This is a genomic window from Campylobacter curvus (genome assembly GCF_013372125.1).
Classification (GTDB): Bacteria; Campylobacterota; Campylobacteria; order Campylobacterales; family Campylobacteraceae; genus Campylobacter_A; species Campylobacter_A curvus.
Map to the genome: position 1 here is coordinate 788,959 of NZ_CP053826.1, position 19,206 is coordinate 808,164.

A 19,206-nucleotide genomic window follows, 5' to 3' on the forward strand; every position below is an offset into this window, starting at 1 on the left:
GAAAAAATAAAGGCAATCCATGCAAAGAAGAGATTTTTTTAAATTTAGTGGTATTTTAGGTGCGGCCAGTCTGCTTCCAAACGCTATCCTGGCGAGCGAAAACGGCGCTTTAGAGCCAAGAAAGAGGATGTTTGACGTTAGCTTCAAGCATCAGCTCGTAGAAAAGGGCGAAATTTCAAAAATTTGGGTACCCCTCACGCTTCACAGCGAGTATCAGCATCTAGTAAAAGACTACGCGATCAACACGACCGCAAATAACGCTTTCATCTCGGATACGCAGATACCGACTCTTTTTGGAGAATTTGCGCCAAATGAGCAAAGACCAGTGCTAAATGTTGATTTTAGGATAGAGACGATCGAGCGAAATACCGATTTTAGCAAAGTAAACTACGATCCTAACGAAAAACTAGAGCCGTCGATACTGGAATTTTTAAAGCCGACCTCGCACATCCCGACTACGGGCGTGGTAAAAGATAAGGCGCTTGAGATAATAGGCGACGTAAAAGGCGATCTAGAGCGTGCAAGAGCGATATATACGTGGGTCGCAAACAATATGCAGCGCGACAACAGCGTATTAGGATGCGGGCTTGGCGATGTCAAAGCCATACTTGAAAGCGGCAAGCTGACCGGCAAATGCACCGATATAAACTCCGTTTTCGTCGGGCTTTGCAGATCGGTCGGCATACCTGCGCGCGAAGTTTTTGGCATCAGGGTAGGGCAGTCGAGATTTTCCGATCAGATGGGCAGCGCAAAGGACGGACTGGCTAAAATTTCAGGCGGACAACACTGCAGGGCTGAATTTTATCTAAAAGGCTACGGCTGGATACCAGTCGATCCTGCCGACGTTACGAAGGTGCGCCTAGGAGAGAAGCTCTCTAACGACGACAGCAAGCTAGCGCACATACGCGAATATCTCTTTGGCAACTGGGAGATGTGCTGGATAGCCTTCAACTACGGACGCGACTTTGTCTTGACGCCGGAGCCTGCGCAGTCTCCGCTAAACAACTTTGGCTATCCGTATGCCGAAGTGGACGGCAACACTCAAAACTACTACTCTCCAAAAGAATTCAGCTACGACTACACATCTTTGGAGATCAAGGGTTGAAGCCTATTTGGCTCATATTGACATCGCTAGGTAGCGCATTTGCCGCTACCTTGTGCTGTTTACCCGCGCTTTTGTTTTTGCTATTTGGCACATCGTTTTCTTTTTTGTCTTGGACGCAAGGACTTTATGAGTATAGAACGCTGTTTTCGGTGCTTGCACTCGTCTCTTTCGTGCTTTGCGGTATTTTTATATTTTATAAGCCAAAAAGCTGCGCGCTAGGAGTCGGCCGCAAAAAATGGCTGTTTATCTACATCATATCAGGAGCGATCGTGCTGTGCTTGCTATTCTATCCTGAAATTTTAGGGAAATTTTATGCGTAAAATTTTACTCATCACACTACTTTGCGTGGGGGCGTTCGCCCAAACGATAAGTATCTACATCGAGTCGATGCACTGTCCGCTTTGCACCGCTATCGTGAGGAAAGCGCTACTGGGTGTTGCCGGCGTGCAAAGGGCTAACGTCTCGCTAAAAACGCGCACGGCGGTGGTTGAGGCGGATGAAAATGTCGATAAAGACGCGATGCTTGAGGCGATAAAAGCGACCGGATATCCTGGCATCATAAAATAAGGAGAAAATATGTCAAAAGATGAAATTCTGGCTAAATTTGAAACTCTTAGCAAAATTCCGCATTGTAGTTTTGAGACCAAGCAGATGCGAGAATTTTTAGCGGATTTTGCACGTTCACACGGGTGTAAGGTCGATATCGACGAGGTAGGCAACATCCACGCCGTAAAGGGCGAGCCTAAAATTTGCCTACAAAGCCACTACGATATGGTCTGCATGGGCGACGCGCCAAATATCAAGATCAGATACGACGATGACGGCTTTATGCGGGCTCATAACTCCTCTCTTGGCGCTGACAACGGTATAGGCGTAGCCATAATGATGCAAATGCTTGGCGAATTTAAAAATATCGAGTGTCTCTTTACCAACGACGAAGAGGTCGGTTTGATCGGTGCGAACGGCTTTAAGGGCCAACTGATCTCTAAAAAACTCCTAAATTTAGACAGTGAGGATGATAACGAGGTCATCATAGGCTGTGCCGGCGGTATAAACGTCTTTGCCGCGATGGATGTGCGAGATAAGCACGAGGCGCAGGGCGAGCTTTACGAAGTGCGAGTGAGTGGCTATCCTGGCGGACATTCTGGAAACGAGATACATAAGGACATACCAAACGCGATCAAAATTTTAGCTAGATTTTTACGCGAAAACGGCTGCAAGATCGTGAAATTCGAGGGTGGCGAGAGGAGCAACTCCATACCGACATCAGCCAGTGCGCTTTTGATGAGCCAAAAGGATCTGCAAAGCGAAAATGAAAAGATAGCCATAAAAAAACTAGGCGGCAAAGCTGAAATTTTAGCCGACGGGGATAAAATTTTAGCCCTTGTGAATTCGTTTTCTCAAGGCGTGCGAAGCTTTAGCAAGGAGCTTAATATGCCAAACGATAGCGTAAATTTATCTATCGTGAAATTTGACGAGGACAAGGTCGAGGCGGAATTTTTCGCTCGCTCGGTCAGCTTTGAAGGGCTAAAAAGGATGGAATTCGAGCTTAGCGAGCTTGCCAAGGCGCTTGGCTTTGACGTGCGGGTGCAGGATCGCTCTGCGCCGTGGAAGCCGGTCGGAGGAGAATTTGCAGACGATGTTTTAAAAGAGCTTCAAAAATTCTGCCCAAATGCCGTCATAACAGCTATACACGCCGGGCTTGAATGCGGGGTGCTTTTAGAAAAACACAAAAATTTAGAGGCTGCATCGATCGGGCCGAACATCTACTCGCCTCACTCCGTAAATGAGCGCTGCGAGATCGCATCCGTAGGTGTGATAACACAGGTCGTGCGAAATATAATGACAAAAAATCAGTGAGGGAATTTCACTCTGAGATTTTATCCTTGCTTTTGCAAAGGTCGTTTAGGATGCACTGCGCACACAGCGGCTTTTGCGCCTTACAGGTGTAGCGTCCAAAGAGCACCATCGCCTGGTGTAGCTTGCCAAGCTCGGTTTTAAAAATTTCGCTCAGATCCGCCTCCGTGGCTTCGGGGGTCTTTGCTCTGCTTAGACCTAGTCTGTGCGATACGCGAAATACATGCGTATCCACAGCCATCACGTTTGCGCCTGTCGCCTCTAAGAGGACGACGTGAGCGGTCTTTTGTCCGACGCCGGCTAGCTTTATCAGCTTGCTTCCATCAAGCGGGATCTTGCCGTCATGCTCGGCCATGACGCTTTTTGCCATTTTTATGAGGTTTTGAGCTTTGTTGTTAAAAAAGCTGCATGAATTTATAAGCAGCTTCACGCTGGCTAAATTCGCGTTCGCCATCGCTTTGACGTTCGGATAGGCCTCAAAAAGTGCCGGAGTGATGAGATTTACGCGCTTGTCGGTGCATTGAGCCGAGAGTATGACGCAAACTATCAGCTCGTAAGGGCTTTTGAACCTTAGCTCGCTTTTTGCGTCCTTGTAGGCTAAAAGCAGCCTGCTTTTTATCTGTGAAATATCTTTTTTACTTCTCATTTTGGTATTTTATCAAATTTTATAAGTTAAATGAAAAGTTATGGCTTTATTTGGTATAATGACCGCCTAAAATCAATTTTTCTAAAGGATTTGTATGAAAAAATTTTTATTTCCAGCTATTTTGAGTTTGGCTGCTGCTATCAGCCTAAATGCCGCTGTCGTGGCAACTGTTGACGGAGAAAACATAAATGATACGGATATTTCTGCACTTTTGGCTGCCGCTATGCCCGGATTTGACGCCAGCAAGCTTCAACCTAACGAGAAAAAACGCATCATAGACGATCTCATAAACAGAAAGCTTCTTTTAAAAGACGCTAAGGCATCAGGTATCGAAAAAGATCCGGAGTATATAAAAGCTGTTCAAGCCGCGCAAGAAGGCATCGCGGTAGAGCTTTATATGAGAAAAATTTTTGACGGTATCAAAACGAGTGACGATGAGCTTAGAAATTTCTACAATAAAAACAAAGATAGCCTAAATCAACCGGCTCAAGCGCGTGCCAGCCATATCCTAGTCGAGGATGAGAAGACTGCAAATGCGATCATAGCTCAGCTTAAAAATTTAAAGGGCGATGCTTTGGCTAAGAAATTTGCCGAGCTTGCACAAGCGGATTCTATCGACAAGGGCTCTGCGGCTCACGGCGGCGAGCTTGGATGGTTTGGACAAAGCCAAATGGTAAAACCTTTCGCGGACGCGGTATTTTCGATGAGCAAAGGCAGTGTATCTACTAAACCTGTCAAATCTCAATTCGGATACCACATCATCTTGAAAGAGGACTCAAAACCGGCCGGCGTCGTAAGCTTCGAGCAGGCTAAACCTCAAATCGAGCAAGCCGTCAAAATGGAGAAATTTCAAAACACTATAAGACAAAAAGGCGATGCACTTCGCGCGAAAGCCAAAATAGAGTATAAATAAAATTTCGGAGGATAAAATGGGCGTTTTAGATGTTGTAAAAGCAGGCGTTTTGAGTGGTGAGGACGTAAATAAACTATACGCTTTTGCAAAGGAACAAGGCTTTGCGATACCGGCTGTAAATGTTGTGGGAAACAACTCTGTAAATGCCGTCCTGGAGGCTGCCAAGACGGCAAATTCGCCCGTTATCATCCAGTTTAGCAACGGTGGAGCCAGCTTTTACGCTGGCAAATCATGCCCTAAGGCCGATGTTTTAGGTGCGATAGCCGGCGCAAAGCACGTGCATTTGCTGGCCCGTGAATACGGCGTGCCTGTGGTGCTTCATACCGACCATGCCGCAAGAAAGCTACTGCCTTGGATAGACGCTCTCATCAAGGCTAGCCGTGAGCATAAGCGCGCATTTGGCGTGCCTCTTTTTAGCTCGCATATGCTTGATCTTAGCGAGGAGAGCCTTGATGAAAATTTAAGCACTTGCGAAAAATACCTAAAAGAGCTCAGCGAGCTTGGCATCAGCCTGGAGATCGAGCTTGGTGTGACGGGTGGCGAAGAGGACGGCGTGGATAACACTAGCGTTGATAACGCGCTTCTTTATACGCAACCTGAGGACGTCGCGCTTGCTTACGAGAGACTTGGTAAGATCAGCGATAAATTCAGTATCGCAGCCAGCTTTGGTAACGTTCATGGCGTCTATAAGCCAGGAAATGTCGTGCTAAGGCCTGAAATTTTAAAAAATTCTCAAGCTTACGTGGCTAAGAAATTTAATACCAAAAACGACAAGCCCGTAAATTTCGTATTTCACGGCGGTAGCGGTAGCGAGCTGAAGGATATCAAAGATGCGGTGAGCTACGGCGTCATAAAGATGAATATCGACACCGACACGCAGTGGGCGTTTTGGGACGGAGTGCGTGAGTATGAGGCCAAAAATCACGGCTATTTGCAAGGGCAAATCGGCAATCCGGAAGGCGAAGATAAGCCTAACAAAAAATATTACGACCCGCGCAAGTGGCTAAGATGTGGTGAGGAGAGTATGGTTAGGCGCTTGCAGACCGCATTTAGTGACCTAAACTGCATCGATAGGAACTAATTTATGCAAAATCAAAACGATTTTAGCGACCTTACTATGCCTAAAGCGCAGGCTGGTCGCTCTACCTTTGTCTTTTTTAAAATCATCTTTTTCCCGCTCGCGATCTATGTTTTAGCTTTACTGGCCTATTTTGGTTTTATAAATTTTCAAATGAAGCTTCATACGATCGTGATGATGGGCGTTATTTTATTTGTAGCGCTTCTTTTTACGCGTCATAGCGCAGAGCTGGCATATAGCCTTTTTGCGTCTAAGATAGACGATTTTAGAGCCAGTCTCAAAGAGTTTATCATCTCGCGTCTGCTTGAAATTTCAGGCATAAAAAAATCAAACGCGAAATTTGACGATTTTTTAGAGCTTTACACCAGAGATTTTAGAAATGACAATCTAGCCAGCATCGGTGCTGCCGTTTTTCCGATGCTTGGAATTTTAGGCACTTTCATAAGCATCGCCATCTCGATGCCAAGCTTTAGCTCAAGCACATCAGGAGAGCTGGAAAAAGAGATCGGAGTACTTTTAAACGGCGTAGGAACGGCATTTTACGTTTCGATTTACGGTATTTTCCTGGCGCTTTGGTGGATGTTTTTTGAAAAGATCGGGATGAGCAAATTTGAAAAATTTGCAAATGAGCAAAGGGAGCTCAGCCGTCAGTTTTTCTGGCAAAAAGATGAGCTGGAGCAGCGATATATGAGCGCGGCTACGAGTCACTTTGACGATATAAAAAATATGTTCAAACGAGTCAGCAACGAGGAATTTTTTGGTAGATTAGATGACATGATCGAGTCTAAATTCAGCTCGTATATGCAGCTTCAAGATCTAGAAAAGCAAATCATCAGCGAAGCTAGAGTTGGGCTGGAACAAGGCGTGAATTTACTGAATAAAACCGCCAGCAAGCAAGATGAATTTATCAAAATTCACTCCGATATCTTAAAGGTGATCTCGGGATTTAGTGCTGGCATAAAGGAAATGGAGCTAAATTTACTGACCGGATACAATAAGCTAAGCGACATCTCGCAGGAGCGTTCGCATACGCTAGATAAAAACGCGGCTAAATTCGAGCAGGGTCTAAAGATGCTTGAAACAAGCCTTAAAGAATTCTCTCTAAAGCTCATAAACGAGCAAGAAAGCGCTATGCGAGCCTTTAAAGAGAGCATGCTTCAAGGTGTGGGCGCTTTTAAAAACGCTTATGAGCAAGAGATCAAAAACGGTGAGCGCGATAAAGAGCGCGAAGCCCTTATCGCCGAGCTCAAAAAAAGCATAGACGAGATAGACAAAGAGGCTAGCCTCGTGATCAAAAAAATAGAAAATGCAAATTTGATAGATGAAGATAGATAAAAGCGATCAAAATTCCTCCACGTTTTGGGTCTCGTATGCTGACTTGATGGCGGGATTGCTTTTTGTCTTTATGCTACTGATAGGCGCCATAGTCGTAAAATACGTCCTCTCACAAAACACACTTGCCGATAAAGAGCAGGCTATCATCCTAGCCCTTGCAAATTTAAAGGACGAGCAGGGTAAAAATTTTACTCTCGATCAGCTAAATTCAGCCCTAAAAAACGAGCTCGCAAAGATAAGCGACGAAAATTTGAACCTTAAAAAATCAAACGATATCTTTGTGATCCAGATAGACGCACTAAAACAAAAGCTAAAGCAGCTCATCGAGGAAAATGCCGATGCTAACGCCAGTATAGCAGATCTCAACGCCAGCATTTTTAGTCTTAATCAAAAAATGATCGTTTTAAACGACGATCTGGCCGCCAGAGATAGTGCACTTGAGGAGGCGAACGCCAGCAATGAGAAAAATTTAGCCAAGATAGCCTTTTTACTGGAGCAAGTAAGCGCCAAAGAGGCTAGATATGACGAGCTTTTGCGTGATCTAAACGTTACTAAAAATCGCATAAAAAATCTGACCGGTATCCGCGTGAAAGTCATCTCCGAGCTTAAGGACAAGCTAGGCGGCAGTATAGCGATCGATCCAAACTCGGGTGCGCTGAAGCTTAGCTCCTCGGTGCTCTTTGACAAGGGCAGGGCGGAGCTCAAAGAGGAGGTCAAAGATGAGCTAAAGGCCACGCTTGAAAAGTATTTTGACGTGCTTTTAAACGACCCCCAGATCAGTAAAAACATCGATCAAATCATGATAGAGGGCTTTACCGATAGCGACGGCAGCTATCTTTATAACCTCGAGCTCTCGCAGCGCAGAGCCTATGCGGTGATGGACTTTATAAACTCATACAACAAAGACGCCAGACTGCAAAAGCTCTTAGTCGCTAGCGGACGTAGCTACAACGAGCTTATTATGAGGGACGGAGCCGAGGACAAGGACGCATCGCGCCGTATCGAGATAAAATTTTCGATCTCCAACAAAGACGCCATAAACGAGATAGAGAAATTTTTGGAGCTAAAGAGTGATAGAGCCTTTTAGCTTTCACGGGCATGAATTTTATCTTTTAAGAGATGATTTGCTGGGAGATTTCAACGGCAACAAAGCCAGAAAGCTCGAATACTTTCTAAACGCCGATCTTAGCGGCTTTAAACGTATCGTTTCGCATGGATCCAGTCAGTCGAATGCGATGTACTCGCTAAGCCTTTTTTCAAAGATGAAAAATTTAGAATTTTGCTATGTCGTTTCGCATCTAAATTCGAATTTAAAGCAAAATCCGGTCGGGAATTTCAAATTCGCCCTTGAAAACGGCATGAAAATTTTCGTAGCCGAGGATAGGGTGAAATTTGCAAAAGAGCTTGCCGATACGGCGGATGCGCTTTTTATAAACGAGGGCGTAGCCCAAAGCGAAGCGGAGTACGGCTTTAAAACGCAGGCTGATGAAATTTTGGCTTGGAGTGAAAAAAGTGGCGTGAGGCCGGATATTTTTCTGCCTTCAGGCACCGGCACGAGCGCTACATATCTAGCCAAACATATAGATCTAAACGTCTTTACCTGCCCGTGCGTAGGAGACGCGAAGTATCTGCGAGAGGAGATCGCGGCGCTTGATGAGCACTCGCGGGTCAAAATTTTAACTCCGCCCAAAAAATATCATTTTGGCGATCTAAAGCTCGAGCTTTATGAAATTTGGCAAGAGCTCAAGGCTAGTGGCGTGGAATTCGAGCTTATTTATGACCCGGTCGGATTTATCACGATGTTTGCAAATTTAAAAGAATTCAAAAACGAAATTTTATATATCCATCAAGGTGGGTTGCTCGGCAACATAAGCCAAAAAATGAGATATGAAAGAAAATTTAAAAACCATTTCAAAAAGGATCAAGGATGAAATTTTTACATTCTACGGACAGTGATTTTAGGGCGAAATTTATGCAGCTTGTGAAGCGATCGGATATGGATATGAGCGGTGTTTTGCCTGTTGTCACGCAGATAATCGATGAGGTGAAAAACGGCGGAGATGAGGCGCTTTTTGCGCAGATCGCTAAATTTGACAAATTTAGCCCGACTAGCAAAAACGACCTGATGATCGGCGTAGACGAGATGTCTCGCGCCTACGACGGCCTCGATAATTCGCTGAGGCTAGCGCTAAATTTAGCCTATGAGCGCATAAAATCATATCACGAGCGCTCAAAGCCCGCTACTTGGACGTTTAAAGATGATCATGGTATCTTGCTGGGCGCAAAATACACACCGGTAGATCGCGCGGGGCTTTATATTCCGGGCGGCAAGGCGGCCTATCCCAGCTCGCTTTTGATGAACGCCGTGCCCGCGATAGTAGCCGGCGTAAAAGAGATCGTAGTCTGCACACCGGCCATCGGTGGCAAGGTAAATCCTCTCTTGCTTGCTGCGATGCATCTTTGCGGTATAAAAACTGCCTTTAAGATAGGCGGAGCCAGCGCTATCGCCGCGATGGCATACGGCACACAAAGCGTGCCTAAAGTGGACGTGATAACAGGCCCCGGAAACATCTACGTCGCTACGGCTAAAAAGCTAGTTTATGGTGAAGTAAATATCGATATGATAGCAGGTCCTAGCGAGATAGGCATCATCGCCGATGAGAGCGCGGACGCCCGCCATGTAGCTATCGATCTACTCTCTCAAGCCGAGCATGACGAGCTTGCCAGCAGCTTTTTGATAACGCCGGTGGAGGCCTTTGGCAGACAGGTGCAAAGATATGTCGAGGACGAGCTAAAGACGCTAAAACGCGAGCCTATCGCATCTGTGAGTATGCGAAACAAGGCCGCTATCATCATCGCAAAGGACATGAAAGAGTGCGTGGGGCTGATGAACGAACTGGCAGTAGAGCACCTCGAAATCGCTACGAACGACGCGCTTAGCTATCTTGACGAGATAAAACATGCCGGAGCGATATTTTTCGGACATTTTACGCCTGAGGCGATGGGAGACTATCTGGCCGGACCAAATCACACTTTGCCAACCGGTGGTAGCGCGCGTTTCTACTCGCCTTTGGGGGTTGAAAATTTCATGAAAAGAAGCTCGATAATCTCCGTCAATAGAAAAGGCATAAAAGAGCTCGGCAAGGCCTGCATGCAGCTAGCTCAGGCCGAGGGGCTGGGCGCTCACGAGAGATCGATCAGAGTGCGTCTAGACGACTGATAAAGCTGAAATTTATAAATTTTAAGCTATCATCAAGCAAAATTTAAAGGACAAGAAATGCAAATAAACGGAACGTCGGTGGGCTCTGGATACAATGCCTCACAAAGAGCAGAAGAGCAAAAGACACAGCAGGAAAAGGCTTTGCAAAATATCTCCGCCGTGCGTGCATTAAGCGGGATCGACGGGGCGAATTTAGCGATCGCGGACTCTTTGCTAAGTCAAAGCAACACTCTAGAGCAAGGCATCGCAAATGCAAATGACGCGATAGGGATGCTAAATATCGCTGACTCTACGCTTTCAAATTTAAGCCAAAGTGCAAACCGTATAAACGAGCTCTCTGTATCTTTAGGCAGTGCGGCGCTAAACAGCGATCAAAGGTCGATGATACAAAAAGAGATAAGCTCGCTTTCGCACTCTATGTCACAAAGCGTACAAAATGCTACGTTTAACGGCAAAAGCGTATTTGGCTCTGAGCTAAATTTCGTGACGGGCGAGGGCGTGCAAAGCATAAATTTAAGCACCGAGTCTATCACAAATGTAGCGGTGGACGGCTCAAATGCAAATGATATAAGGCAAAATATAAATTCTTTACGCACGAATATCGGCTCTGCTCAAAACGGCATAGCCGCAGGCATCAACGCCTCGATCGCTCAAAGCATAGCGCTTCGTCAAAGTGAAAGCGGACTACAAAACAACGATATCGCTAAAAACGTAAATGACTTACAGCAAGCAAATTTAAACATAGATGCTAGTATCCTCGCTCAAGTGCACAATATCTCAAATCTACAAAGCCAAATGGACAGACTTTTGGCCTAAATTTTATCCAAGCCGCCTTTGGCTTGGGTATTTTTTAAATTTCTTTTTTGCTCTGTTATAATAAATCATTGACGCTTGTTTCGCTTCTATTTTGCAGTTGCGAACAAAGTGAAGCAAAACCCTGTTCGCTCCAGGAGCGATCTAGCGCGGACACGAACAGCATCTGTGCGGAGCGAGTAGGCGTTCTAGAGCTTACGAGAGTAGCGAGCGAAGCCTTAGCACGATTTTTTCTGTTTCGCGTTGCTCGCATCTTTTCAAGACGCTTCGTTGCACTACTCAAACGCTGTTCGCGTTTTCCCTGCAAGCAGACTGCGGTCAGCTACCGCTTCCCTGTCCTCGTAGCGAAGTCTCGTTACGAGTGCGTAGTACGAAGTAAAAATCGGCAGCTATAGCGTCGCTTCACAAGGTTTTTACAGGGATGCTGTTCGCATTCTCCTGCTTTAAGAGCTGAAAATCAATGAAATATTGTAACAGAGCCTTCTTTTTTAAAAAGCATTGATAAATTTTTAAAAGCTTCATTTTTGTTCTATTTTATTTCGTTTGTAGCTTTTTAAGAAATAGCCGTGCAGTAAAATAAGATGAGAGCAAAGAGCAGGATGCCTAATTTTAGCGCACTCTACTAGCAGTTGCGAGACGGAGTCGAAGCACAGAAAATAACCGCCGATTTTCACGACAAGCCGCTAGACCAAGCGTGGTCTGTTAAATTACGAGTGCAAAGTATCATATTAAATTCAAGTGAAATTTTAGGAGAGGAGGGGCTAAATTTACCCCTCGATATAGTTTTTGAGCTTTCTGCCTACTTTGGGATGTTTTAGCTTTTTGATAGCTGAGCTTTCGATCTGACGGACGCGCTCGCGAGTCACGTTTAGAGCTTTGCCTATCTCTTCAAGAGTGCGGTCGCTCTCGTCTTCAAGCAGCCCAAATCTCATACAAATAACAGCCTTCTCGCGGTCGTTTAGCTGCGACAAGACATCATCTATTTGCTCTCTTAGATCGCCTTTTAAAATCTGCTCTATCGGCGAAAGTGAGCTTTTATCCTCTACAAAATCGCCAAATTTACCGTCCTCTTCGTTTGCAATAGGGGCTTCGAGGCTGATAGGCTCTTTTGTTATTTTTATGACCTGCTTTACTTTGTCGACGCTTAGCCCGACCTCTTTTGCGATGACGCTCACATCAGGTTCTTTACCCTCTTCTTGCAGATATTTGCGGTTGATTTTATTGATACGGTTTATCGTCTCTATCATGTGTATCGGTATGCGGATAGTGCGAGCTTGATCGGCTATGGCACGGCTGATAGCTTGGCGTATCCACCATGTGGCATAGGTGGAAAATTTATATCCTTTGCGGTATTCGAATTTATCGACGGCTTTCATGAGGCCGATATTGCCCTCTTGTATGAGGTCCAAAAACGGCAAGCCGCGGTTCGTATAGCGCTTGGCGATAGATACCACAAGGCGTAAATTCGACTTTGCCATACGGGCCTTGGCTTCGTCTGAAATTTTCTTACCGCGCTTGATCTGCTCTAAAATTTCCTTTAAGCGTGCGGGCTCCAGGTCAAAGCCTTGTTTGCTGGCTTCTTTTGTTGTAAAGAGCTTTTTGATCTCGACATAAGTAGAAACCATCGTCGCCTCAGGCACGCGAGCTGCGATCTCCTCCTTGTTTAGTTTGATGATGTCTTTTAGTATGCTTTTGTGATTTTTCTTGAGCTCATCGCTAAACATCGGCAAGCGATACTCCAGGCGCTTTAGCTCGCGGTCAAACTCATCATCGCTTTTTAGAGCGGTCTCCATGGACTTTACGATCTCGCTTATGAGCTTACTGGTCGGCCCTAGATCCATCAGCTTGTCTTTTAAAATTTTCTTTTTAAAAGCGAGAGTGAGCTTTGACATAGTGTCCTCTACTTCGACCTTTTCTTGCTTATTTACGGTTTTTAGCCACTCTTTTTTTGCTTTTTCAAGAGCCTTAAAGCTTTCGATGACCTTTTCTGCACGTTTATCGTTTTTAAGCGATTTTTTCGGCGTTTCCTCGTCTTCGCTCTCTTCGTCCTCATCGCTTTCTATGTCCTCGTCTTCGCTCTCGCTCTCGTCTTCAAAGCTTTTAAAAAGCTCTTTGACGCGGCGCTCCCTGTTGATGAGCGGCTCTTTGTAGTCAAGTATGAAATCTATCAAAAAAGGAACCGAGCAAAAGGCGTCTATGATGATATCCTCGCCAAGCTCGATCTTTTTACTGATCTCGACCTCTTCGTCTTTTGTAAGCAGTGAAATTTGCCCCATTTCTCTTAGATACATCCTCACCGGACTATCCGAGCGCGACCACTCTAAAAAGTCGTTGTCACTTGTCAGATCGAGGTCTTCTTCGATGTTCACATCCGTTTTTTGTGTATTTTCAAGGCGCTTTTTCGCATCGGCGATATTTCTCATCTTTGCGATCTCGGCAGCTGTCATCAGCTGGACTTTATGTGTTTTAGCAAGCTGCTCTATCTTTTTTATCATCGTCGCCGTAGGCGCTTTGTCTAATAATTTTACGAGTTTTTCATAGGTGAGAAAACCTTTTGCATTTTCAGTGAAAAGCTCCTCTATTTGGCTCAAAGCTTCTTTTGCGGCACTCATAAAATTTCCTTTCTGATTTTGCATTTTGTGTATCGTAAATCTTTTGTTAAAGAAGAAAATGGATTATACCCAAATTTTATTAAATGTTTATAAAAGAAAAGTTGGAACGCATTTTGCTTCATACTCGTAAAAATCAAAATTTATAGGAAATTTCCATGCAAAACGGCTACTATCAGGCCACTGCCGGAATGGTGACGCAGTTTAACAGATTAAACGTCATATCAAACAACTTAGCCAACGTAAATACGATAGGATTTAAGCGAAATGACGTTGTTATCGGGGATTTTGAGAGAATTTTCAAAGATACTCAAGACGAGCTGCCACTAAAAAATCACACCAAAGACGCGGCAAAATTTCTAAACAGGACTCTTGATCGTGTCCCGCAAGTGAGCGAAGAATACACCGATTTTAGTGCCGGAGGCTTTAAATACAGCTCCAATACGCTAGATTTTGCTATCAAGCGCGAGGATATGTTTTTTCTAGTAGATACCCCAAATGGCGTGAGACTGACAAAAAACGGCTCGTTTAACCTCGATGAGGACGGCTTTATCGTGACAAAAGAGGGATACCGCGTGTTGCCAAACAACTATCAGACCTTAGCTCCAGAGCAAAGAGGCATCCAAGTGCCACTAGATCGCAGTCTAAGCGTCGATAAAAACGGAAATATCTATACGATGGACGAGGGTGAAAGTGAGCAAATTTCAAAATTTTTCATCGCTCAACCACGTGAGATAAGAGAGCTCAAAAAGATAGGAGACAACCTTTTTGAGCCTAAAAATTTAGACGATGTGATAGATATCGACGATGCCGACACTCTGATGCAAGGCTACGTGCAAATGTCAAACGTAAATCCCGTTACCGAGATGGTCGGACTAATCGAGACGCAGCGCCTTGTGGATATGTATCAAAAGGTCATGACAAGCCATATGACCGACCTTAACCAAGACGCAGTTCAAAAATTAGCGCTTAAAGCTTAAAGGATAAAGACATGATGAGATCACTTTATACGGCTGCTACGGGCATGATCGCTCAGCAGACACAAATAGACGTTACTTCAAACAACATAGCAAACGTAAATACCTACGGATATAAGAAAAATCGCGCTGAATTTGCCGATTTGATGTATCAAGTCATGGAATACGCTGGCACGGCGACTAGCCAAACGACTACTAGCCCGACTGGTATCGAGGTGGGACTGGGCGTCAGGCCTACGGCGATAAATAAAATTTTCTCTCAGGGCTACTTTAAGGAAACTAGCAACAACCTTGACATGGTCATCGCCGGAAACGGCTTTTTCCAGCTTCAGCTACCTGACGGCACTACGGCATACACTAGAAACGGTGCGTTCAAGCTTGACTCCAACGGAACGATCGTAAATTCCGACGGTTATCAGCTCATTCCTCAGATCGTCGTGCCTGCAAATGCTACGCAAATTTCGATCGGTACGGATGGAACGGTCTCGGTTTTGCAGGCAGGAGAGACTAATATGGCGCAAATAGGCCAGATACAAATAGCAAATTTCATCAACCCGGCCGGCCTTCATTCGATGGGTGATAACAACTATCTAGAAACCGCAGCGAGCGGGGACGCGGTAGTGGGCGTAGCAGGGCTTGACGGGCTTGGCACGATCAGGCAAGGCTTTGTCGAGATGAGTAACGTGCAACTAGTCGAGGAGATGACCGACCTCATCACGGGTCAGCGTGCCTACGAGGCCAACTCTAAGGCGATCACGACGAGCGACTCGATGCTTGAGATCGTAAACGGACTTAAAAGGTAGAAAATGATCGTGATGCTTAGTATAGTCGGCTTCATCTTGCTTATTTGGGTCGTTGATGTGCTTTATTTTTCACAAGACGACTCCTCGGCCAGTGAGAGTAAAGACCGCAAAAAGGCCTTAAACTAAAATTTCACTTCTATTTTGATCAAAGGATGAAATTTAAAATTGATTCTGTTACAATATTTCATTGATTTTTGGATTTCAAAGTGAAGTCAAACCTTGTGAAGCGACGCTATCGCCGCCGATTTACAGGGAAGCGATAGCTGACCGCGTAAATCGTGCTATATGTTCGGCGCCTTGCGGAGCGAACAGGGTTTGCGAAGCAAACGTCAATGATTATCATAACGGAGCCTTAAAATTTCGCCCTTTGATCCGCTACGTTTTAGCCAAAATTTCTCAAATTTTAGATACTATTTGCGCTTAAATTTAAGGAAAAATATGTCGTTTAACTACGTTTTTAAGCTTAGCATACCGATATTTATGGGCTATTTTCCGCTGGGTGTGGCGTTTGGGATACTGGCAAACAGCATGGGGGTGAGCACGCTTATCGCGATGGCTCTTAGCATGCTCGCATACGGCGGCGCGGCGCAGTTTATGATGCTCTCGCTTTTTAGCGCGGGCACGGGGCTTGTTGAGGTTTTCATCGTCTCTTATCTCGTAAATTTACGCCACACGTTTTACGCACTTGCGCTATTAAAAGAATATAACAGGCTGAAATTTCGCCTCTTTAATATCGCCACGCTCACGGACGAGACCTTTGCTATCTTTAAAACGCTTAAAATTTCAGGCGCCGCCGAGCGCAGTTTCATTTTTACTTGGCTAAATTTCCTCTCGTGGCTTTACTGGGCACTTGGCACGCTCGTTGGCTGCGTGGCTGGCGGCCTCATCAAAGTCGATATGAGCGGGCTTGAATTCTCCCTCACGGCGCTTTTTATCGTGATCGTTATAGAGATGTTTAAAAACGATAAAAATTTTAAAGTCCTTTTTGCCGCGTGCTTTTTTGGCGTAGTGGGCGTGGCGCTCATGCCCGCAAAGGCTCTGCTCGTGGGCTCGATGGCGCTTTGCTTCGTGTTTATTTTGGTGTTTAAGGAGCGACTATGATAAGCGTAAATTCTAGCGAGTGGCTCGTTTTTGTCGCGGTTTTAGTGAGTGCGCTCGCGACCTTTCTCACGCGGGCGATGCCCTTTTACGCGGTCAAAAACTACAAGCCAAGCCCGTGGCTAAGCGCTGTTGAGCGGCACATGGGGCTGATGATAATGGTGATTTTGGTCTTTTACGCGCTAAAAGATACTAAATTTAGCGTCTTTCCATACGGACTGAACGAAGCCGTCGGCGTGCTGAGTGCGGTGCTGATTCATCTAAAATTTAAAAATACCTTGCTTAGCATTGTGATTTCGACAGCGATTTATATGATTATGATAAGAATTTTTTAAAAAAATATAAAATTTAAAAATTAATATGGAATTTAAGTGTCAAACGCTATAATCTTTTAGAAAATTTCTGCTAAAGGAGAAGACATGCGTTTCATTTGTAAGGTGGTATTTTTCATGCTTTTAGGTTCTATGGTGGCTTTTGCAAAGCCTACGATCTACATTTTAGCAACAGGCGGCACGATCGCTGGCAGCGGATCTGGTGCGCTTGATAGCAGCTATACCTCAGGCACTGTCACGGTCGATAAGCTTATCGCCGCAGTACCTGAAATAAACAAGATCGCCACGATCAAAGGCGAGCAAATTTCAAACATCGGCTCACAGGAGATGAATAACGAAGTTTGGCTAAAACTAGCTAAGCGCGTAAATGAGCTGCTAAATAGCGGCAAGGCCGACGGTATCGTCATCACACACGGCACCGACACGATGGAGGAGACGGCGTATTTTCTTGATCTCGTCGTCAAAAGCGACAAACCAGTCGTCATGGTCGGAGCGATGAGAAACAGCGGCTCGCTAAGTGCGGACGGCCCGTTAAATTTATTTAATGCCGTAAATGTCGCGATGAGCAAGGATAGCGTAGGCAAGGGCGTCGTGGTAACGATGAACGACGAAATCCACGCCGCACGCGAGGTGACAAAGACTAACACGACGGGCGTGGATACATTTAAATCTCCAAACGCCGGTAAGATCGGCACCGTCTTTTACGGCAACGTCAAATACTACATGACGCCGACGCGCAAACATACGACAAAAAGCGCGTTTGACATCGAAAAGATCAAGGAGCTTCCGCGCGTGGATATTATTTTTAGCCACTCAAACGACAACCCGGACTTCATAAATTTAGCCGTCGCAAACGGAGCTAAGGGCATCGTAAATGCCGGCATGGGTAACGGCAATCCTTTCCCAAGCGCGCTTGAAGCCCTAGGCGAAGCGGTCAAAAAGGGCGTCGTAGTCGTGCGTGACTCTCGCGTAGGCAGCGGCGAGACCACGATGAATGGCGAAGTCGATGACACGAAATACGGCTTTTTAACCAGCGACAACCTAAACGTGCAAAAAGCCAGAGTCCTGCTGATGTTAGCTCTCGCGACCACGAACGACAAGGCTAAGATCCAAGAACTTTTCCTAACTCATTAAAATTTAAAGGCGGTAAATTTGCCGCCTTTATTTGATTTATACAACTTTGTTTCAGCAAAGATCTTAAAAACCAAAATTTTGTTAAAATAGAGCCTAAATTTATGATTTTAGACTTAAAATTTCGCAGTTGAATTTTTGGGGCTGTTATGAATTCATTGCTTTTTGTCATCACGTTTTTGCCTATCAGCCTGATGCCGGGCATCAACATGACGCTCGCACTTAGCTTTGGCATGGCTCTTGGCTACCGCCGCACTCTGCCGATGCTAGCTGGGCAGGTGTTTTCGCTCCTATTTATCGCGGTTTTATGTATATTTGGCATCGGCGCGCTACTCATCAAATACACTCTTGCTTTTAGCGCTTTTAAAATTTGCAGCGGAATTTATCTCATCTGCCTTGGCGTAAAGGGCTTTTTAAGGCGCGGCGGCGTCAGTGTCAAAAGCGTCAAAGGCGATAAAAGCGGCGTAGGGCTTTTTGTAAAAGGCGCGCTCATATCGCTGTCAAATCCAAACGCGTGGATATTTCTAGCCGCGATCTTGCCGGCGTTTTTAAATAAAGCCGACCCATTTGGTAGCGATATGTATCTGCTTTTATTTTTGCTTTTTGTCGTGGAGATTTTCGCGCTAAACGTCTATGCACTGGGCGGTATGGCGTTTAAAAAACTGCTCGCAAACCACTTGCGGATTTTGGAAGTCGTATCCGCATTTTTGATGTGTTTTATCGGCGTTTGGATGATCGTGAATTAAAAATTTAGCTTTGTTTTGTTACAATCGCTCAAATTTAAATTTAAGGTCAAAAATGACAGGCAAAGTCTGGAAATTCGGCGATAACATCGACACCGACATCATCATCGCCGCGCGCTATCTAAACACATCCGACGAAAACGAGCTCGCAAAGCACATCATGGAGGACGCCGATCCCAAATTTAGCTCCAAGATCGCAAAAGGCGACATCATCGTAGCGGGCGAAAATTTTGGCTGCGGCAGCTCGCGCGAGCACGCACCGCTGGCCCTCAAAGCCGCCGGTATCGGGGCTGTCGTGGCAAAGAGCTATGCGAGGATCTTTTACCGAAATAGCTTTAATACCGGGCTTTTAATCCTCGAAGTCCCACAAACTGACGAGCTAAACGAGGGCGATGAGCTAAAGATCGACGTGGATAACGGCACGATCGTAAATTTAAGCACTCAAAAAGAGTATAAATTTAACCCGATTCCGCCGTTTATGCAAGAGCTTTTAAAAAGTGGCGGACTGATCGAATATGCAAAAGCGAAAGTAAAATGAGGACGGTC

At 45.3% G+C, this 19,206-nt stretch carries 21 protein-coding genes; 19 read left to right on the forward strand and 2 right to left on the reverse strand.

The window, feature by feature from the left end; translation table 11 throughout:
• Positions 1-19 precede the first annotated feature (19 nt).
• From CCVT_RS03850 to CCVT_RS03865, 4 genes are read left to right on the forward strand one after another with little or no spacing between them, the layout of a single operon-like run.
• Complete coding sequence (locus tag CCVT_RS03850) at positions 20-1,105, forward strand: transglutaminase-like domain-containing protein (protein ID WP_018136649.1); 1,086 nt, start codon at positions 20-22, stop codon at positions 1,103-1,105.
• Positions 1,102-1,425 (forward strand): aryl sulfotransferase, encoded by a 324-nt coding sequence (locus CCVT_RS03855; protein ID WP_018136648.1) that lies wholly within the window; start codon positions 1,102-1,104, stop codon positions 1,423-1,425. The genes CCVT_RS03850 and CCVT_RS03855 overlap by 4 nt, the downstream gene beginning before the upstream one ends.
• Positions 1,418-1,672, forward strand: coding sequence for a heavy-metal-associated domain-containing protein (locus CCVT_RS03860; protein WP_018136647.1), 255 nt, complete (start codon positions 1,418-1,420; stop codon positions 1,670-1,672). The genes CCVT_RS03855 and CCVT_RS03860 overlap by 8 nt, the downstream gene beginning before the upstream one ends.
• Positions 1,673-1,681: 9 nt before the next feature.
• Positions 1,682-2,965 (forward strand): M20/M25/M40 family metallo-hydrolase, encoded by a 1,284-nt coding sequence (locus CCVT_RS03865; RefSeq protein ID WP_018136646.1) that lies wholly within the window; start codon positions 1,682-1,684, stop codon positions 2,963-2,965.
• Positions 2,966-2,972: 7 nt separating this feature from the next.
• Here CCVT_RS03865 and nth read toward each other — a convergent pair whose 3' ends face one another.
• Positions 2,973-3,608, reverse strand: a complete 636-nt coding sequence (gene nth, locus CCVT_RS03870) for an endonuclease III (RefSeq protein WP_018136645.1) — start codon at positions 3,606-3,608, stop codon at positions 2,973-2,975.
• Between the two features lie 94 nt (positions 3,609-3,702).
• On the opposite strand from nth, the gene CCVT_RS03875 reads away from it, so the two are divergent.
• From CCVT_RS03875 to CCVT_RS03905, 7 genes are read left to right on the forward strand one after another with little or no spacing between them, the layout of a single operon-like run.
• Entirely contained in the window at positions 3,703-4,521 is an 819-nt protein-coding gene (locus CCVT_RS03875) for a peptidylprolyl isomerase (RefSeq protein ID WP_009650011.1), read from the forward strand.
• A gap of 16 nt (positions 4,522-4,537) precedes the next feature.
• Complete coding sequence (gene fbaA, locus CCVT_RS03880; RefSeq protein ID WP_018136644.1) at positions 4,538-5,602, forward strand: class II fructose-bisphosphate aldolase; 1,065 nt, start codon at positions 4,538-4,540, stop codon at positions 5,600-5,602.
• A 3-nt stretch (positions 5,603-5,605) separates the two neighbouring features.
• On the forward strand, positions 5,606-6,934 hold the full coding sequence (locus CCVT_RS03885; protein ID WP_018136643.1) for a MotA/TolQ/ExbB proton channel family protein: 1,329 nt from the start codon (positions 5,606-5,608) through the stop codon (positions 6,932-6,934).
• Complete coding sequence (locus CCVT_RS03890) at positions 6,921-8,021, forward strand: OmpA family protein (RefSeq protein WP_018136642.1); 1,101 nt, start codon at positions 6,921-6,923, stop codon at positions 8,019-8,021. The genes CCVT_RS03885 and CCVT_RS03890 overlap by 14 nt, the downstream gene beginning before the upstream one ends.
• On the forward strand, positions 8,005-8,865 hold the full coding sequence (locus CCVT_RS03895) for a pyridoxal-phosphate dependent enzyme (RefSeq protein ID WP_018136641.1): 861 nt from the start codon (positions 8,005-8,007) through the stop codon (positions 8,863-8,865). Before CCVT_RS03890 ends, CCVT_RS03895 begins: the two co-directional genes overlap by 17 nt.
• A complete protein-coding gene (gene hisD, locus CCVT_RS03900; RefSeq protein WP_018136640.1) occupies positions 8,862-10,154 on the forward strand; it encodes a histidinol dehydrogenase in 1,293 nt (430 codons plus the stop codon). Before CCVT_RS03895 ends, hisD begins: the two co-directional genes overlap by 4 nt.
• Before the next feature lie 57 nt (positions 10,155-10,211).
• Positions 10,212-10,970 (forward strand): flagellin, encoded by a 759-nt coding sequence (locus CCVT_RS03905; RefSeq protein WP_018136639.1) that lies wholly within the window; start codon positions 10,212-10,214, stop codon positions 10,968-10,970.
• Between the two features lie 764 nt (positions 10,971-11,734).
• Here the strand turns inward: CCVT_RS03905 and rpoD are convergent.
• A complete protein-coding gene (rpoD, locus tag CCVT_RS03910) occupies positions 11,735-13,603 on the reverse strand; it encodes an RNA polymerase sigma factor RpoD (protein ID WP_081605512.1) in 1,869 nt (622 codons plus the stop codon).
• 131 nt (positions 13,604-13,734) lie between these two features.
• On the opposite strand from rpoD, the gene CCVT_RS03915 reads away from it, so the two are divergent.
• From CCVT_RS03915 to CCVT_RS03945, 8 genes are all read left to right on the forward strand, one after another.
• On the forward strand, positions 13,735-14,556 hold the full coding sequence (locus tag CCVT_RS03915) for a flagellar hook-basal body protein (protein ID WP_018136636.1): 822 nt from the start codon (positions 13,735-13,737) through the stop codon (positions 14,554-14,556).
• 11 nt (positions 14,557-14,567) lie between these two features.
• Complete coding sequence (flgG, locus tag CCVT_RS03920) at positions 14,568-15,356, forward strand: flagellar basal-body rod protein FlgG (RefSeq protein WP_011992171.1); 789 nt, start codon at positions 14,568-14,570, stop codon at positions 15,354-15,356.
• A gap of 3 nt (positions 15,357-15,359) precedes the next feature.
• Positions 15,360-15,482, forward strand: coding sequence for a hypothetical protein (locus CCVT_RS10045; protein WP_009650181.1), 123 nt, complete (start codon positions 15,360-15,362; stop codon positions 15,480-15,482).
• A gap of 312 nt (positions 15,483-15,794) precedes the next feature.
• Positions 15,795-16,457, forward strand: a complete 663-nt coding sequence (locus CCVT_RS03925; RefSeq protein WP_026175478.1) for an AzlC family ABC transporter permease — start codon at positions 15,795-15,797, stop codon at positions 16,455-16,457.
• Positions 16,454-16,789 carry a branched-chain amino acid transporter permease gene (locus CCVT_RS03930; protein ID WP_018136633.1) on the forward strand — a complete coding sequence of 112 codons (336 nt, stop codon included), beginning with the start codon at positions 16,454-16,456 and terminating at the stop codon, positions 16,787-16,789. The genes CCVT_RS03925 and CCVT_RS03930 overlap by 4 nt, the downstream gene beginning before the upstream one ends.
• A gap of 84 nt (positions 16,790-16,873) precedes the next feature.
• Positions 16,874-17,920 carry a type II asparaginase gene (locus CCVT_RS03935; RefSeq protein ID WP_018136632.1) on the forward strand — a complete coding sequence of 349 codons (1,047 nt, stop codon included), beginning with the start codon at positions 16,874-16,876 and terminating at the stop codon, positions 17,918-17,920.
• A gap of 146 nt (positions 17,921-18,066) precedes the next feature.
• Positions 18,067-18,663: a LysE family translocator gene (locus CCVT_RS03940; protein ID WP_018136631.1), complete on the forward strand. Its 597-nt coding sequence runs from the start codon at positions 18,067-18,069 to the stop codon at positions 18,661-18,663.
• Positions 18,664-18,673: 10 nt separating this feature from the next.
• A complete protein-coding gene (locus tag CCVT_RS03945) occupies positions 18,674-19,198 on the forward strand; it encodes a 3-isopropylmalate dehydratase small subunit (protein WP_265094877.1) in 525 nt (174 codons plus the stop codon).
• Positions 19,199-19,206: the final 8 nt, after the last annotated feature.